Below are 14,830 nucleotides of genomic sequence, written 5' to 3'. Positions count from 1 at the left end.
CGGGCCGATGCGGGCCGAGAGTGCGGGCAGGAGTACGGCCATGGGCTTGTCGATCCGGAACGTCTCGAAGCGCTTCGGCAGGCTTACCGCGCTCGACGCGGTCTGTCTCGACGTTCCGCAGGGCACCTTCGTCTGCTTCCTCGGCCCCTCCGGCTGCGGCAAGACCACGCTCCTGCGTCTGATCGCCGGGCTGGAGGCTGCCGACGCCGGGAAAATCCTGATCGACGGCCGCGATCTCTCCCGCGTTCCGGCCAAAGACCGAAATTTCGGCATCGTCTTCCAGTCCTACTCGCTGTTTCCCAATATGTCGGCGGCGCGAAATGTCGCCTATGGCCTGGAATGCCGCAACTGGAGCAAGGCTGCGATCGCCGAGCGGGTCGAGGCGATGCTGCGGCTCGTGCATCTCGCCGATCACGCGACCAAGCTGCCCGAGCAACTCTCGGGCGGGCAGCAGCAGCGCGTCGCGCTCGCCCGGGCGATCGCGCCCAACCCGTCGCTCCTGCTTCTCGACGAGCCGCTCTCGGCGCTTGACGCCAAGGTCCGCGAGGAGCTGCGCAGCGAGATCAAGGCGGTGCAGAAGCGGCTCGGCATCACCACCATCATGGTGACGCACGACCAGGAGGAGGCCTTGGCCATGGCCGATCTCGTGGTCGTCATGCATGGCGGCGTCATCGAGCAGACGGGCTCGCCCCGCGATCTCTACGACCGACCGGCGACGCCGTTCGTGGCCGATTTCATCGGGCGGATGAACCTGCTCGACTTGGTCGGCGGGGCGGATGGGCGGACGGTCTTCGCCGGCGTGCCGCTGACGCTCGCCGAGGGCTGCAGACCGGCCGCGACCAGCATCGGCCTTCGTCCCGAGCATGTCGTGGTCGGACCGCCCGACGCACAAGGCGAGAACATCGTGCTTGGCCGCGTCGCCGAGGTGATGTTCCTTGGCAATTTCTCGCGCGTCACGGTCATGCCGGCAGGGGGGCAACGCGCGGTCGTTGCCGAACTCCACGGGCATTCGCGCGTTCCGGCGGTGAACGAGGCGGTCTCGCTGCATATCCCCGCCGACGCGCTGCGCGTCATGGCATGACGGCGCTTTCGGCTTCCTCTCCGTCGGTCGCGGCGCGGCGCGGCCTGATCGGCGATCGCGGCCTCGCCATTCTGCTGACGGCACTCGTCGGCCTGCCGATGATCGTCTTTCTGATGATCCCGCTGGTGTCGATCCTAGGGCGCAGCGTCGAGACGCCGGCAGGGATCGGCTTGGGAAATTTCACGGCGGCCTTCGCGACGCGCCGGTTCTGGGATCTGGTGCGCAACAGCGTTGCGATGTCGGCATTGTCGACGGTGCTCAGCGTCTCGCTGGCCTATGCCTACGCCTATGGACTCCAGCGTTCCTGCGTGCGCGGCAAGAGCTTTCTGCGCTTCGTCGCCCTGATGCCGCTGCTCGCACCCTCGCTGGTCCAGGCCCAGGGGCTCGTCCTGTGGCTCGGGCGAAACGGCGCGCTGAACCGCTTCTTCGGCGCCGGCATCGAGATCTACGGCTTCTGGGGCACGGCGATCGCGAACCTGCTTTATGCCTTTCCTTACGCGTTCCTGATCCTCTCGGCCGCGCTAGCCGTGGCCGACGGCCGTCTCTACGAGAGCGCGACGGTGATGGGGGCCGGTCCGGTCCGGATCTTCCGGACGGTGACGCTGCCTGCGACGCGCTACGGCATCGCGGCGTCCTGCTTCGTCGTGTTCACGCTGGTGATGACCGATTTCGGCAATCCGATGCTGATCGGCGGCGATTTCAACGTCCTGGCGACGGAGATCTACAATCAGGTGATCGGCCAGGCCCAGTTCGCGCTCGGCGCCGTGATCGGCGTCGTCCTGCTCGTGCCCGCAGTTCTGGCCAAGGTGCTGGAGAAGCGAATCACCCGGCGCCAGCACGCCCTCGTCACGGCGCAGTCGAAGCCGCTCGTCATCAAGCCGGCGCGCGGCCGCGATCTCGGCTTCGGAGTCTATCTCTACACGGTCGCCGGCGTGATGATCGCGGTGATGGGGATCGTCGTCGTCGCCAGCTTCGTGCGGCTGTGGCCGTACAACATGCAGCTGACGCTGAAGCACTATCAGTTCGACGTCCAGAACGGCATCACCCCGCTCTGGAACTCGATCGCCATCGCCGGCGCGACCGCGATCCTCGGCATCGCCTTGGCGGGGGCGGCGGCGATCGTCGTCAACAAGTTCCGCAGCCCGGCCACCGGTCCGCTCTCGCTGCTCGCGATCCTGCCGTCCGCGGTGCCCGGAATGGTGCTCGGCCTCGGCTACGTCCTGACCTTCAACAACCCGTCGAACCCGCTTAACCTGCTGTATGGCGGCTTCCTGCTGATCATCATCCTGAACGTCTACTACAACCACAGCCAGGCGTTCCTGATCAGCTCGACCAGCCTGAACCAGATCGGCGGCGGCTTCGACGAGGCTTCGAAGATGCTTGGCGCCGGCGTGCTGCGTACCCTGCGCAAGGTGACGCTGCCGCTGATCTGGCCGACGCTGCTCGGCATCGGCGTGTTCTATTTCATGCGCGCGATGGTGTCGCTCTCGGCCGTGATCTTTCTGGTCACGCCGTCGACCCAGGTCGCGGCGGTCTCGGTGTTGCAGCTCTCCGACCGTGGCGCCGTGAACCAGGCGGCCGCCTTCTCGGTCTGCATCATGGCGACCGTCGCCGGATGCCTGCTGCTGGTCCGGATCGTCCTCCTGCTCGCCGGCCACAAGAACGTGACGCTGATCCGATGAGCGTGGGTTCGACCATCGCGGCCATCCTGTTCGACAAGGACGGGACCCTGCTGGACTATCAAAAATCCTGGGAGCCGATCAACCGCGCGGCGGCGGCACTCGCCGCGCGCGGCGACGCGGTGCTGGCGGCGTCGCTGCTGTCCCTCGGCGGCACCGACCCCGAGAGCGGCATCACCAGGGCCGACAGCCTGCTGGCGGCCGGCAATGCGCGCGAGATCGCCGAGGCCTGGGTGGCGGCCGGCAGCGACTATACCGTGGCGGCGCTGACGGCCGCGCTCGACGATCTCTTCACCCGCTCGGTGGAGAGCAACGTGCCCGTCACCGATCTCGCCAGGCTCTTCGCGCGGCTGAGAGGCCGCGACCTGCAACTCGGCATCGCCAGCAGCGATAGCGAGGCGGCGATCCACGGCATGCTCCGGCATTTCGCGATCGAGCGCCACTTCTCCTATGTCGCGGGCTACGATAGCGGCCATGGCGAGAAGCCGGGGCCGGGCATGCTGCTCGGATTCGCCGCGGCGACGGGGCTGCCGGCCGCGCGAATCGCAGTCGTCGGCGACAATTTGCACGACATGGCGATGGGACGCGCCGGCGGGGCTGGCCTGCGGGTCGCCGTGCTGACCGGCACGGGAACCCGCGAGACGCTTGCGGCGGCGGCCGATTTTTGCCTGCCGAGCATCGTCGAGCTTGAGGGCATGCTGTTTTCGACGGCTGCCTGAGCCGGTATCAGAAGCTATCGCAGCATCGCCTTGCCGAGGACGTGATCGGCCGCCTTTTCGCCGATCATGATCGTCGGGGCGTTGAGGTTGCCGGTCGTCACCGAGGGCATGATCGAGGAATCGACGACGCGCAGGCCCTCGATGCCGACGACGCGTGTCTGCGGGTCGACGACGACCAGCGGATCGTCAGGCCGGCCCATCCTGCAGGTGCAGGACGGGTGGTAGGCGCTCTCGACCTTTCGCCTGATGAAGGCGTCGATCTGCGCATCGGTCACGACGTCGGCACCGGGCTGGATCTCCCGGCCGCGATAGGGATCGAAGGCAGCCTGCGCGAAGATCTCGCGCGTCAGCCGGACGCAGGCGCGCATCTCGGTCCAGTCGTCGTCATGGCTCATATAGTTGAAGCGGATCGCCGGGTGGTCGCGGGGATCGCCTGACGCCAGCCTGACTGAGCCGCGGCTCTTCGAGCGCATCGGCCCGACATGGGCCTGGAAGCCGTGCTCCGAGGCGAGCCCGGTGCCGTCATAGGTCACGGCGAGCGGCAGGAAATGGTACTGGATGTCGGGGTAGGGGACATCCGGCCGCGAGCGCAGGAAGCCGCCGCTCTCGAAATGATTGCTGGCCCCGAGCCCCGTCTTGAACGCGAGCCAGCGCGCCCCGATCAGGGCGCGGCCCAGAAGCCCGGACCATGAATAGAGCGTGATCGGCTGCCTGCAGGCGATTTGGAAGTAGAACTCCAGATGGTCCTGCAGGTTTTCGCCGACGCCCGGCCGGTCGTGCAAGACCGGAATGCCATGCCGCCGCAACTCCTCGCCAGGCCCGATGCCGGAGAGCTTGAGCAGCTGTGGCGAATTGATCGGCCCGCCGCACAGGATCACCTCCCGCCTTGCCCTGATCTCGTGGACGGCGCCGTCCCTCTCGTAGCGCACGCCGACGGCGCGGCATCCCTCGAACAGGATCGCGGTGGCGAGCACGTGCGTCAGCACCTGGAGATTGAGCCGCTTCATCGCCGGCTTGAGATAGGCGTTGGCGGCGGACCAGCGCACCCCGTCCTTCACCGTCATGTCGATCCGGCCGAAGCCCTCCTGCCGGGCGCCGTTGATGTCGCCGGTCTCGGGATGGCTGGCCTGCTTCGCCGCCGCGATGAAAGCGCGGTAGAGCGGGTTGGCCAGCGGGCCATAGCGGGTGGCGAGCGGACCGCTGTCGCCGCGAAAGGCGTCGCCGCCCTCCTGCCGGGCCTCGGCCCTGCGGAAATAGGGCAGCACGTCGCGATAGCTCCAGCCCTGCGCGCCCTCCTCCTCCCAGCGGTCGAAATCCCGAGGGTTGCCGCGGACATAGACCAGGCCGTTGATCGACGAGGAGCCGCCGAGGACTTTGCCGCGCGGGCAATGCAGCCGGCGTCCGTCGAGATGGGGCTCGGGTTCGGTTTCGTAGCGCCAGTTGTACCTGGCCATGTTCATCGGGATCGAGAGCGCCGCCGGCATCTGGATGAAGACCGAACGGTCGGAGCCGCCATGCTCCAAAATTGTCACCGTGGTCGCGCCGTCCTCCGTCAGGCGGCTGGCCATCACGCAGCCGGCGGACCCGGCGCCGACGATCACGAAATCGCAGATCGTGGCTTCGGTCCGCTTGGCAGGCGTGAGCGGCTCAGGGCCCATAGGGTGAATCGACACGGCTGAGGTTGACGTAGACGCTCTTGAGCTGGGTGTAGTGCTCGATTGCCGCCTTCGAGTTCTCGCGGCCGAGACCCGATTGCTTATAGCCGCCGAACGGCAGTTCGACCGGCGTGATGTTGTAGGCGTTGATCCAGCAGGCCCCGGCCTCGATCCGGGCGATCACGCGGTGGGCCCGGGCGAGGTCGCGGGTGAAGACACCAGCCGCGAGGCCGAATGGCGTGTCGTTCGCCCTGGCGACGACCTCGTCCTCCTCCGCAAAGGAGAGGACGCTCATCACCGGCCCAAAAATCTCCTCCCGGACGATCGTCATTTCGTCGGTGCAGCCGTCGAAGACGGTCGGCGCGACGAAGGCGCCCCTGCCGAGCGCACCGGCGGTGACGCGGTGCCCGCCCGTCAGCAGCCGTGCCCCTTCCGCCTTGCCGCGCTCGATGTAGCCGAGGACCTTCTGCATATGCGCCTGCGAGATCAGCGCGCCGACCTGCGTGCGCGGATCGAGCGGATCGCCGACGACCAGGCGTTCGACGCGGCCGACGAGCTTGTCGAGAAAGGCCTTGCGGACGCCGCGCTGGACGAAGACGCGCGTGCCGTTCGAGCAGACCTCGCCGGCGGAATAGAAATTGGCGAGCAGGGCGCCGGAGACGGCGTCGTCGAGATCGGCGTCGTCGAAGACGATCAGGGGCGACTTGCCGCCGAGCTCGAGCGTGACGTGCTTCAGCGTCGCGGCGGCGTCGGCCATGACCTTGCGGCCGGTCCCGGCCTCGCCGGTGAGCGAGACCTTGGCGATGCCGGGATGACGCGTCAGCAGACGGCCGGTGTCGGCGAGGCCCTGGACGACGTTGAAGACGCCGGCGGGAACGCCGGCCTCGATCATGATCTCGGCGAGCTTCACGGCCGTCATCGGCGTGAGCTCGGCCGGCTTGAAGATCATCGCATTGCCGCAGGCGAGCGCCGGCGCGGCCTTCCAGCAGGCGATCTGCAGCGGATAGTTCCAGGCGCCGATGCCGGCGACGACGCCGAGCGGCTCGCGGCGGGTATAGCCGAAGGCGCCCGGCCCGAGATCGACATGCTCACTCGTCAGCGTCGCTGCGACCCCGGCGTAATACTCCAGCGCATCGGCGCCGGAGAGGACGTCGACGGCCGCGGTCTCCTGGATCGGCTTGCCGGTGTCGAGTGTTTCGAGACGGGCGAGCTCGTCATTGCGCTGGCGCAGCAGGTCGGCGACCCGCCTGAGCACGCGGCCGCGCTCGGCCCCCGTCCGGGACGCCCAGAGCATCTGCGCCTGCTTCGCCCGTTCCACGGCGGCGTCGACCTCGGCTTCTCCGGCGATCTCGACTTCGGCCAGCGTCTCGCCCGTGGCCGGATTGACCGTCACGAAGCTCTCTCTACTCGCCGAGCGGGACGAGGCGCCGCCGATGAAGACCGAGACCGGTGACCATGCGCCGACGATCAGGGACAGGGCAGCGTCCGGCGCAGACACATCGGCGGCGTCGAGCGCCGCCGAACCGAGCTGGGCATCGACGAAGGCGGTCGCGATGCTGCGCGCGCTCGCGCTTTCGGCGACGCCGTCTCCGGCGAGTGCGCGCTGCAGCCACAACCCGTCTATCATCGCCGCGATCGCGGCAGCGCTCGCCTCGGCCTGCCACTGCGACATCAACGGCCGCAGCGCATGCCGCAGGTTCGAGAGCATCCGGCGGCGATAGACGGTCTGGACCCTCTTGAAGCGGGCCGAGTGGAGGACCTGGCCCCAGAAGGCGAGCCAGACGCTCGCACTGCGCCGGTCGAACTCCTCCGGAGCCAGGCTGGCGTCGACGACAGCCTGAAGTCGTTCACGGGGCGTACGCGCGGCCTTCAGCCCGATCACCGTGATGCGGTTGAGTCGCCGGGCCATATGTCTCAGCGTCGCCTCGAGCAGGCCGTCCTTGTCGCCGAAGTAATGGGCCACAAGGCCCGGCGACAGATCGGCTCGGCGGGCGATCTCGATGAGCGTGCAGGCGGCGAACCCGACCTCGGCAAGCGAATTGATCGTCGCCTCGACGAGCTGTCTACGCCGGTTCTCTTCCCGTCCTGCCCTCGTGTTTGACGTAAGCATCGAACAGGTAGCGCCCCACTGCAACTACGAGAAAACAGATATTGATCTTCCGATCAATCTTGGCTTCGGCAATCGTTCAGAAGGTCTAGATGCAGCCAAATAGATTGAATGGTCAAGCAATTTCTGGCATTCTCGATCTCTACGACGAATTCGGGATCGGCATGGTCCCCCCGCTCGGCAAGCTTGAACAGGGGGATGACCGAGGGGAGATCGGCACGCACCAGGATGTGACGTTGCCCCGTGAAGCGCCCTCGGTTTGAATTGGACTCCGTCGGAAGGAGACGGAGATGAAGAAGAGCCGGTTCGGCGAAGAACAGATCATCGCGGTGCTGAAGGCCGGGGTTGCGGTGGCGGATATCTGCCGCAAGCTCGGGATCAGCGATGCGACCTTCTACACTTGGCGCAGTCGCTATGGTGGCATGGAGGTGTCCGACGCACGTCGGCTGAAGGCGTTGGACGACGAGAACCGCAAGCTCAAGAAGCTTCTGGCGGAGTCGATGCTGGACGTTGCGACGCTGCGCGAGGCACTCGGAAAAAACTTCTGAAGCCCGGATCGCGGAGAGCGTTCGTGAACTGGGCGATCGAGGAGAAGAGCTATTCGCAGCGTCGGGCCTGCGGTCTGATCGGGCTCGACCCGAAGACCTATCGCTATGCCTCGCGGCGATCAGACGATGCGGATATCCGGGAGCGTCTGGAGGCCCTTGCGGGTCAGCGGCGGCGGTTCGGCTATCGGCGCCTGCACATTCTCCTGCGGCGGGACGGCATCGCGCTGAACCACAAGAAGCTGTTCCGGCTCTATCGGGAGGAACGGCTGACGGTGCGCTGGCGTGGCGGGCGCAAGCGCGCGCTCGGGACGCGGGCGCCGATGACCATGCCACAGGGGCCAAACCAGCGCTGGAGCCTCGACTTTGTCGCTGACCATCTCGTCGACGGCCGCCGCTTCCGCGTTCTGGTCATCCGTCGACGACTTTACGCGAAAGCGCCTGGCGCTCGTCGTCGACATTTCCCTCTCCGGCCAGCGCTTGTCCGGGAACTCGATGCCCTCATCGCCCTTCGCGGCCGGCCGCTCATGGTGGTCAGCGACAACGGCACCGAACTGACCTCGCGCGCGATCCTGCAATGGCAGGAAGACAGCCGGGTCGAGTGGCACTACATCGCACCGGGCAAGCCCATGCAGAACGGCTTCGTCGAGAGCCTCAACGGCCACTTCCGGGACGAATGCCTGAACGAGCACATGTTCCGAAATCTGCCGAGCGCTCGCCGGCTGATCGAGCAATGGAGAGCGGACTACAACGCCTGCCGGCCGCTTACGAGCCTTGGCGGCCTCACCCCGAACGAGTTTGCAACCCGGTCCAGAACGGACCACAGCAAGAACAGAGTCCAGTTATGAACAAGGGCAAATAGGGTGCTACGTCACCTGAACGCTGTTGTCTAACCCCCAGCTAGACTGCCTTAAATCGGACGTTGTCAATGTCGTCTAAGAGCCAACTGACGACATGAAACGCGGCCGCAGGGGCAACTTCGGTTTTCGCCGACAACCGCAGTGGTGGGCGTAGCCGGTGAGAATAGCCAGGAAAATGCGGGCGTGTCTCTGAGCTACGGCTTGATAAGAGAAGCCCGTAGCGAGGCTAACGCCCGGCAAAGCCGACGAATTGGGCACGGCCGGCGACGTGCCTGGGACCCCTTAAGACTAACTGGCGGACAGGGCGGGATTCGAACCCGCGATACGGTTTCCCGTATACACACTTTCCAGGCGTGCGCCTTCAACCACTCGGCCACCTGTCCGGCGCGCTGCTTATGACCGCGGCGTCCGCTTCTTTCAAGGCCCGATCCGAGGCAGGCCGGCACAATCGGGAACGCCGGGCGGAACGTCAGGGTCGCCCGTTGCAATGACGGGCGCGAATGGGCACATCCCGTCCTGGCGGCGGCGCGTTGTGGGATCGTGCGGATGATCAGGTTTCTGGTGCGGTTGCTCGGCTACGGCCTGGTCGCGGCCGGTTTCGTCTCGCTCGTCATCGACGGGGCGCGCTCCATCGCCAATTCCGCGCCGATGATCACGCCGCTGGCGGAGACGCTGACGGCGCTGCTGCGCGAGCGCTATGCTTTGATCCAGCCGGCGGTCGAGCGCAACATCCACCCGCTGCTGTGGGATCCGGTGCTGCTCTGGCTGACGCGGGCGCCGACCGCGCTCGTGGCGCTCGGGCTCGGCCTGCTGCTGGTCCGGCTCGGCGCGCGGCCGCAAGCCGGGATCGGCATCGTCACGCGACGGTGAAGCGCCGTGTGCGGACGCTGCCCTGTCCGAACGCCGCGACGATGGCTATCTTCAGCCGCGAGCGACGATGGAGAAAATCATGTTCTTCCTGCGCAAGAAATCCGAACTGCCGAAGGCCAGCGAGGCGCTGTCCGGCCGCGACCAGGCGATCGCGACCGCCGAACGCCATGTCCTGAGCAAGCGGCCGCTGAAGGGGCCCTATCCGGAAGGCCTTCGGACCGCGATCTTCGGCATGGGCTGCTTCTGGGGCGTCGAGCGCAAGTTCTGGCAGCTCGGCGAGGGCGTCTGGGTGACGGCGGCCGGCTATGCCGCGGGCCTCACGCCGAACCCGACCTATGAGGAGGTCTGTTCCGGCCTGACCGGGCACAACGAGGTCGTGCTCGTCGTGTTCGATCCCGAAAAGCTGCCCTACGAGAGGCTGCTCAAGACCTTCTGGGAGAGTCACGACCCGACGCAAGGCATGCGCCAGGGCAACGACGCCGGCACCCAGTACCGCTCCGGCATCTATGTCGCGGATCGGGCCCAGCGCGAGGCGGCCGAGCGCTCGAGGGCGGAGTACCAGCGCGCCCTGAAGGCACGCGGCCACGGCCCGATCACCACCGAGATCCTCGACGCGCCGGAGTTCTACTTCGCCGAGGATTACCACCAGCAATATCTCGCCAAGAACCCGGCCGGCTATTGCGGGCTTGGCGGCACCGGCGTGACCTGCCAGATCGGGACCGGCGTCGCGGCCTGACCGCGAATCGCATGCCCGATCCAGGAAGCCCCGCAAGCCCGGCTTGCGGGGCTTCTTCGCATCGTGGCAAAAGCGATGCGGGCGACGGACGAGGGCGACGATGAGCGGATACGCGGACAAGACCGAGCCGGCGGAGTTCGTGCCGAACCGGACCGAGCGCACGCTCGAGAGCCTGCTCTCGGCCAGCCGCTGGCTGCTCGCGCCGTTCTATCTGCTGCTGGTGGTCGCGCTTGCGGGCCTTTTGCTCAAGGCGCTGCAGGAGGCGTGGAACTTCATCAGCAAGGTCCCGACCGCGACCGAGGCCGAGGTCATTCTCGGCGTGCTCGCGCTGATCGATCTGACCTTCACCGGCTCGCTGATCGTGATCGTGATCTTCTCGGGCTACGAGAACTTCGTCTCGAAGATCGACGCCGACGCGCATCGCAACTGGCCGGAGTGGATGTCGCGGATCGACTTCTCGGGCCTGAAGCTCAAGCTGATCTCGTCGATCGTCGCGATCTCGGCGATCCAGCTGCTCAAGGCCTTCATGAACGTCAAGGGCACGAGCGACCGCGACCTGATGTGGTATGTCGCGATCCACGTCGTCTTCGTGCTGTCCGGGCTGCTGATGGCCTGGACCGACCGGACCTCCGGCGAGGGCAAGGGCGGGCATTGACCGCGCCGGCTACTCGCGCAGCACGCGAAAGCCCGCGACCTGGTCGCGGATCGCGGGCGGGCTGACGATCCGGGCGTCCAGCAGCCGCATCGGGGGCGCGTCCGCGAAGGAGCCGCCCCGCGGGATGCGCGCGGCCGAGGGCGCGCAGGAGGGCGCGGGGAAGACGGCGCCCGGCCGCGGCTCCGGCGCGCAGGTCGAGAGGTGGCTTTTGGTCGCGCTCATGATCTGCATCGCCCTTCCTCGGCGGCGGAAGCGGCAAAAGGCGTCGGCGGCCGTCCGGCCCGATTGACATGACTGTCGCGCGATACGGAAATCCTCGCCGTAACCCCGGGGCACAGCGGCAGGCGGCTCCGTCATGGCGGACGCGCCACGCAATCCGGCCGTCGTGCCCAAGCGGCGTGCCCCCGGAGTGATCGTCGGTCGCCAGGATGACGGAGAGCATTCCCGCGGTCGTGGAACACGATCACGGGCTCGCGCCGCCGCCGCCGGTCATCTGGCGGGCCCAGGGGCCGCGCGCGTTCGAGTCCTCGACCATGTGCGGCAGGGTCTGCCGGTCGGCCATCCTCGGCGGTCCGAGCGGGGTCAGCGGAACCCGCCCGCCCGCCGTCCGCGCCAGCGCCTGCACGCGCTTGGTCACGGAAGGGTGCGTCGAGAACAGGTCGGCGAAATCGTCCGGGTCGTTCTCGAAGCACATGTCCATGACGCCCGACGGCACGCCCTCGATATCGGCGCGGCCGGCGATCTTGAGCAGGGCCGAGATCATCGCGTCGGGATTCTTGGTCAGTTCGACCGCCCCCGCATCGGCGAGGTATTCGCGCGAGCGCGACAGCGAGAGCCGGATCACGATCGCAAGGAACCAGGAGATCGCGATCACCACGACGCCGATCAGGATGGCGACGCCGCTGCCCTTCTTGGCGTCGTCGGACGAGATGCGGACGCGGCCGGCATTGCGGAAGATGATTTCCCCGGCGAAGGAGATCACGCCGGCGATGACGATGGCGATGATCATCAGCCTGACGTCGCCGTTGCGGATATGGGTCAGCTCATGGGCGAGCACCGCCTCGACCTCGGCGTCGTCGAGCTGGGCGAGCAGGCCCGTCGTGACGGTCACGGTGAACTGCTTGTCGTTGACGCCGCTGGCGAAGGCGTTCAGCGCCTCGCTCTCGACGATCGAGAGCTTCGGCACGCTCATGCCGCGCGAGATGCAGAGGTTCTCCAGCATCCGGTAGAGTTTTGGATTGTCCTCGCGCGAAACGTTCTTAGCGCCGGAGACCGCGCCGACCAGCGCGACATTGCCGCGGTAGCCGATGACGACCCAGACGGCCGTGCCGATCGTGATCCAGGGCAGCCAGCCCCAGAACAGCCGGCCCGTCTCACTGAGGACGGTGCGCCCGCGCGGCACGCCGCTGTAGCCGAGCCCCATCAGCAGCAGGCCCCAGGTCGTCAGGTAGGCGAGCGCGAACAGCCCGACGAGCAGGAAGCCGGAGCGGATCCGGTTGTTGCGCTGATGCGTGTAGAGTCCGAAGGCCTCGCCCGCCATCCTGGTCGCTCCGTGCCCTCACGCCCTCATCCTGGGGGAACAAGCCGCGCGGCTTGCGTCTCGAAGGGTGCTCCTGTTCGCGCGGGAGACATCTCGACGATCCTTCGAGACGCCGCCGCGCGGCTCCTCGGGATGAGGGCGGAGAAGGGCGATTGCTCAGAACTTCACGGTCGGCGCGACGTCGAGCCGGGCGCGCGTGGTTTCCCCGACATCGAAGAACTCGCGCGGGGTGAAGCCTATCTGCGGCGCGAACAGCACGGCCGGAAAGGCCTGGATCGCGGCGTTGAACTCGCCGACCGCGTTGTTGAAGAAACGCCGCGCCGCGGCGAGCTTGTCCTCGACATTGCCGAGATCGACCTGGAGCTGCTGGAAGTTGGCGCTGGCCTTGAGATCGGGATAGGCCTCGCCCAGCGCCAGCAGCCGGCCGACCGCGCCCGAAAGCTGCGCTTCGGCCGCCGCCTTGTCCTGCACGCTGGTCGCGCCCTGGGCCGCGTTGCGCGCCGCGATCACGGCGTCGAGCGTCGATTTCTCGTGGGTGGCGTAGCCCTTCACCGTCTCGACCAGGTTCGGGATCAGATCGTGGCGCTGCTTCAGCTGCACGTCGATGTCGGCGAAGGCCTGGCCGACGCGCTGGCGCATCGCGACCAGCCCGTTATAGGTGATGATCAGATAGACGACGATGGCTGCGAGCAGCCCCGATACGATCCAGCCCATGCCATGCCCCTCCGCGCGGCCTTCGGATTCGAGGGCCGCAACCTCGCATGAAGGGCGACGCAGGGGAAGCGGACCCTGGAGCCCGCCTCCCGCGGCGTTCAGGGGCGCGCCGGGATCTCCAGCCCGCGCCGCACGGCCGGGCGGGCGAGGCCGCGTTCGAGCCAGGCGGGAACCTCTTTCAGCGCGGCGTAGTCGACGAGTTCGCCCGCGCCATAGAAACCGACGAGATTGCGGACCCAGCCGAGCAGCGCGATGTCGGCGATGGTGTACTCGTCGCCCATGATCCACTGCCGGCCGGCGAGACGCGTCTCCAGCACGCCGAGCAGGCGCTTGCTCTCGGCGGCGTAGCGGTCGCGCGGACGCTTGTCCTCGTAGTCCTTGCCGGCGAATTTGTGGAAGAAGCCGAGCTGGCCGAACATCGGGCCGACCGCGCCCATCTGGAACATCACCCACTGGATCGTCTCGATCCGCGCCGCCGGATCCCTCGGCAGCAGCCTGCCGGTCTTCTCGGCGAGATAGATCAGGATCGCGCCCGACTCGAACAGCCCGAGCGGCTTGCCGCCGGGCCCGTCGGGATCGATGATCGCCGGGATCTTGCCGTTCGGGTTGAGCGAGAGGAACTCCGGACCCCAGGTCTCGTTCTGGCCGATATTGATCGCGTGCGGCTCGTAGGGCAGCCCGAGCTCCTCCAGCGCGATCGAGACCTTCACGCCGTTGGGCGTCGGCAGCGAATAGAGCTGGATGCGGTCGGGGTGCCTGGCTGGCCAGCGGCCGGTGATCGGAAAGGCGGACAGATCGGGCATCGTCGTCTCCGGAACGGGAAGGCGGAACGTGGGAGATAGGCGCGGCTTGGCGCAGCGCAATCGGCGGGGACGCAAGGCCGCGTTTGCCGGACGGCCCTGTTGCTCTACCTGACCTGTCACCTTGTATATACTGGGATTTACGTCAATGCTTCGCGATGGAGAAGGTCATGGCGACCACGCGCGCTTTCCGATCCGGAAACAGCCAGGCGGTCCGGATTCCGGCGGACATGGCCTTCGAGGAGGGGCAGGAGCTGACGGTGACGCGAACCGGGGACGTGGTGACGATTTGTCCCGCCGATAAGCTCGCGCGGATGCGCGAGGCTATCGAGTTGCTCCGGACATTGCCGCGACCGGATGCCGTTGAGATCCATGAGCCGATGCAGTTGCCGGATCGCGAGCTGCTCTAACGATGGCGTTCCTCGTCGACCCCAACGTCGCCATTCATGCGCGCGACGGACACGAGGGCGTGCTACGCCACTTCGCCAGGCAGGTGGGCAAGATGTCCCTATCGGCCATCAGCCTGGCGGAACTGCAGCGCGGCCTTCATGCGCCCGACGGCAGGGGTCCTCTGCGCCTGGCCCGACTGAATGCGCTTCTGGCGACGATGACCGTCGCGGAGTTCGGCGAGGACGCCGCCGCCGCATATGGTGGCATTCTCGCAGCGCGTGGCTGGTCGCGGAGCCGCGATTTCGATTGCCTGGTCGCCGGCCACGCCCTCAGCCTCGGCGTCACCCTCGTCACCGCCAACGAGCGCGATTTCCGCGACATTCCAGGCCTCAAGGTCGAGAACTGGCTCGACCCCGCCTGACGCGCCGCCCGCGCTTGCCCTCGCTGCCCATTTCCATTACATCGCGCCTGTCCGAAGG

Annotated in this window: 17 protein-coding genes and 1 tRNA gene; 11 read left to right on the top strand and 7 right to left on the bottom strand. The window is 67.2% G+C overall.

Annotation, left to right across the window (positions count from 1 at the left end; genetic code table 11):
• Positions 1-40 precede the first annotated feature (40 nt).
• The 3 genes from AC1RRW_RS17740 to AC1RRW_RS17730 are packed head-to-tail and all read left to right on the top strand — an operon-like array spanning position 41 to position 3,479.
• Positions 41-1,081: an ABC transporter ATP-binding protein gene (locus AC1RRW_RS17740; protein WP_492902371.1), complete on the top strand. Its 1,041-nt coding sequence runs from the start codon at positions 41-43 to the stop codon at positions 1,079-1,081.
• Complete coding sequence (locus AC1RRW_RS17735) at positions 1,078-2,763, top strand: ABC transporter permease subunit (RefSeq protein ID WP_492902369.1); 1,686 nt, start codon at positions 1,078-1,080, stop codon at positions 2,761-2,763. The genes AC1RRW_RS17740 and AC1RRW_RS17735 overlap by 4 nt, the downstream gene beginning before the upstream one ends.
• Positions 2,760-3,479, top strand: a complete 720-nt coding sequence (locus tag AC1RRW_RS17730) for an HAD family hydrolase (RefSeq protein ID WP_492902367.1) — start codon at positions 2,760-2,762, stop codon at positions 3,477-3,479. Before AC1RRW_RS17735 ends, AC1RRW_RS17730 begins: the two co-directional genes overlap by 4 nt.
• A 14-nt stretch (positions 3,480-3,493) precedes the next feature.
• Here the strand turns inward: AC1RRW_RS17730 and betA are convergent, their stop codons facing one another.
• Both betA and betB read right to left on the bottom strand, forming a co-directional pair.
• Positions 3,494-5,137, bottom strand: coding sequence for a choline dehydrogenase (betA, locus tag AC1RRW_RS17725; protein WP_492902365.1), 1,644 nt, complete (start codon positions 5,135-5,137; stop codon positions 3,494-3,496).
• On the bottom strand, positions 5,127-7,244 hold the full coding sequence (gene betB, locus AC1RRW_RS17720) for a betaine-aldehyde dehydrogenase (RefSeq protein WP_492902363.1): 2,118 nt from the start codon (positions 7,242-7,244) through the stop codon (positions 5,127-5,129). Before betB ends, betA begins: the two co-directional genes overlap by 11 nt.
• Before the next feature lie 89 nt (positions 7,245-7,333).
• On the opposite strand from betB, the gene AC1RRW_RS17715 reads away from it, so the two are divergent.
• Genes AC1RRW_RS17715 through AC1RRW_RS17705 form a run of 3 tightly spaced genes read left to right on the top strand, consistent with a single transcriptional unit; the run spans position 7,334 to position 8,634 of the window.
• Complete coding sequence (locus AC1RRW_RS17715; RefSeq protein ID WP_492902362.1) at positions 7,334-7,504, top strand: hypothetical protein; 171 nt, start codon at positions 7,334-7,336, stop codon at positions 7,502-7,504.
• Positions 7,505-7,531: 27 nt separating this feature from the next.
• Complete coding sequence (locus AC1RRW_RS17710; RefSeq protein ID WP_492902360.1) at positions 7,532-7,789, top strand: transposase; 258 nt, start codon at positions 7,532-7,534, stop codon at positions 7,787-7,789.
• A gap of 23 nt (positions 7,790-7,812) precedes the next feature.
• Positions 7,813-8,634 carry an IS3 family transposase gene (locus tag AC1RRW_RS17705; RefSeq protein ID WP_492902358.1) on the top strand — a complete coding sequence of 274 codons (822 nt, stop codon included), beginning with the start codon at positions 7,813-7,815 and terminating at the stop codon, positions 8,632-8,634.
• Positions 8,635-8,939: 305 nt separating this feature from the next.
• Here the strand turns inward: AC1RRW_RS17705 and AC1RRW_RS17700 are convergent.
• Positions 8,940-9,029 (bottom strand) — tRNA-Ser (locus tag AC1RRW_RS17700).
• 163 nt (positions 9,030-9,192) lie between these two features.
• Between AC1RRW_RS17700 and AC1RRW_RS17695 the strand changes: the two genes are divergently transcribed.
• From AC1RRW_RS17695 to AC1RRW_RS17685, 3 genes are all read left to right on the top strand, one after another.
• The gene (locus AC1RRW_RS17695) at positions 9,193-9,516 is read left to right on the top strand and encodes a hypothetical protein (protein ID WP_492902356.1); all 324 of its coding nucleotides are present in this window, start codon (positions 9,193-9,195) and stop codon (positions 9,514-9,516) included.
• 79 nt (positions 9,517-9,595) lie between these two features.
• Positions 9,596-10,252: a peptide-methionine (S)-S-oxide reductase MsrA gene (msrA, locus tag AC1RRW_RS17690; protein WP_492902354.1), complete on the top strand. Its 657-nt coding sequence runs from the start codon at positions 9,596-9,598 to the stop codon at positions 10,250-10,252.
• A 100-nt stretch (positions 10,253-10,352) separates the two neighbouring features.
• Positions 10,353-10,907, top strand: coding sequence for a TIGR00645 family protein (locus AC1RRW_RS17685; protein WP_492902352.1), 555 nt, complete (start codon positions 10,353-10,355; stop codon positions 10,905-10,907).
• Positions 10,908-10,916: 9 nt separating this feature from the next.
• Here AC1RRW_RS17685 and AC1RRW_RS17680 read toward each other — a convergent pair whose 3' ends face one another.
• The 4 genes from AC1RRW_RS17680 to AC1RRW_RS17665 form a co-directional block, all read right to left on the bottom strand.
• A complete protein-coding gene (locus tag AC1RRW_RS17680; RefSeq protein WP_492902350.1) occupies positions 10,917-11,129 on the bottom strand; it encodes a hypothetical protein in 213 nt (70 codons plus the stop codon).
• Between the two features lie 241 nt (positions 11,130-11,370).
• Positions 11,371-12,447, bottom strand: coding sequence for a M48 family metallopeptidase (locus AC1RRW_RS17675; protein ID WP_492902348.1), 1,077 nt, complete (start codon positions 12,445-12,447; stop codon positions 11,371-11,373).
• 156 nt (positions 12,448-12,603) lie between these two features.
• Entirely contained in the window at positions 12,604-13,161 is a 558-nt protein-coding gene (locus AC1RRW_RS17670) for a LemA family protein (RefSeq protein ID WP_492902347.1), read from the bottom strand.
• Positions 13,162-13,259: 98 nt separating this feature from the next.
• Complete coding sequence (locus AC1RRW_RS17665; RefSeq protein ID WP_492902345.1) at positions 13,260-13,964, bottom strand: glutathione S-transferase N-terminal domain-containing protein; 705 nt, start codon at positions 13,962-13,964, stop codon at positions 13,260-13,262.
• Between the two features lie 167 nt (positions 13,965-14,131).
• Here AC1RRW_RS17665 and AC1RRW_RS17660 point away from each other — a divergent pair, with 167 nt between their 5' ends.
• Complete coding sequence (locus AC1RRW_RS17660) at positions 14,132-14,371, top strand: antitoxin (RefSeq protein ID WP_492902344.1); 240 nt, start codon at positions 14,132-14,134, stop codon at positions 14,369-14,371.
• Between the two features lie 2 nt (positions 14,372-14,373).
• Entirely contained in the window at positions 14,374-14,772 is a 399-nt protein-coding gene (locus AC1RRW_RS17655) for a PIN domain-containing protein (RefSeq protein WP_492902342.1), read from the top strand.
• Positions 14,773-14,830 lie beyond the last annotated feature (58 nt).

It is taken from the genome of Allobosea sp. GW821-FHT12C12 (assembly GCF_058807355.1).
Note: the sequence above shows the minus strand (reverse complement) of the source record. Positions and strands in the feature narration are given on the sequence as shown.

Bases quoted from the DNA above. Each gene is read 5' to 3' on its own strand.
- AC1RRW_RS17740 (WP_492902371.1), top strand. From the start codon at position 41: ATGGGCTTGTCGATCCGGAACGTCTCGAAGCGCTTCGGCAGGCTTACC.
- AC1RRW_RS17735 (WP_492902369.1), top strand. From the start codon at position 1,078: ATGACGGCGCTTTCGGCTTCCTCTCCGTCGGTCGCGGCGCGGCGCGGC.
- AC1RRW_RS17730 (WP_492902367.1), top strand. From the start codon at position 2,760: ATGAGCGTGGGTTCGACCATCGCGGCCATCCTGTTCGACAAGGACGGG.
- betA (WP_492902365.1), bottom strand. From the start codon at position 5,137: ATGGGCCCTGAGCCGCTCACGCCTGCCAAGCGGACCGAAGCCACGATC.
- betB (WP_492902363.1), bottom strand. From the start codon at position 7,244: ATGCTTACGTCAAACACGAGGGCAGGACGGGAAGAGAACCGGCGTAGA.
- AC1RRW_RS17715 (WP_492902362.1), top strand. From the start codon at position 7,334: ATGCAGCCAAATAGATTGAATGGTCAAGCAATTTCTGGCATTCTCGAT.
- AC1RRW_RS17710 (WP_492902360.1), top strand. From the start codon at position 7,532: ATGAAGAAGAGCCGGTTCGGCGAAGAACAGATCATCGCGGTGCTGAAG.
- AC1RRW_RS17695 (WP_492902356.1), top strand. From the start codon at position 9,193: ATGATCAGGTTTCTGGTGCGGTTGCTCGGCTACGGCCTGGTCGCGGCC.
- msrA (WP_492902354.1), top strand. From the start codon at position 9,596: ATGTTCTTCCTGCGCAAGAAATCCGAACTGCCGAAGGCCAGCGAGGCG.
- AC1RRW_RS17685 (WP_492902352.1), top strand. From the start codon at position 10,353: ATGAGCGGATACGCGGACAAGACCGAGCCGGCGGAGTTCGTGCCGAAC.
- AC1RRW_RS17680 (WP_492902350.1), bottom strand. From the start codon at position 11,129: ATGAGCGCGACCAAAAGCCACCTCTCGACCTGCGCGCCGGAGCCGCGG.
- AC1RRW_RS17675 (WP_492902348.1), bottom strand. From the start codon at position 12,447: ATGGCGGGCGAGGCCTTCGGACTCTACACGCATCAGCGCAACAACCGG.
- AC1RRW_RS17670 (WP_492902347.1), bottom strand. From the start codon at position 13,161: ATGGGCTGGATCGTATCGGGGCTGCTCGCAGCCATCGTCGTCTATCTG.
- AC1RRW_RS17665 (WP_492902345.1), bottom strand. From the start codon at position 13,964: ATGCCCGATCTGTCCGCCTTTCCGATCACCGGCCGCTGGCCAGCCAGG.
- AC1RRW_RS17660 (WP_492902344.1), top strand. From the start codon at position 14,132: ATGGCGACCACGCGCGCTTTCCGATCCGGAAACAGCCAGGCGGTCCGG.
- AC1RRW_RS17655 (WP_492902342.1), top strand. From the start codon at position 14,374: ATGGCGTTCCTCGTCGACCCCAACGTCGCCATTCATGCGCGCGACGGA.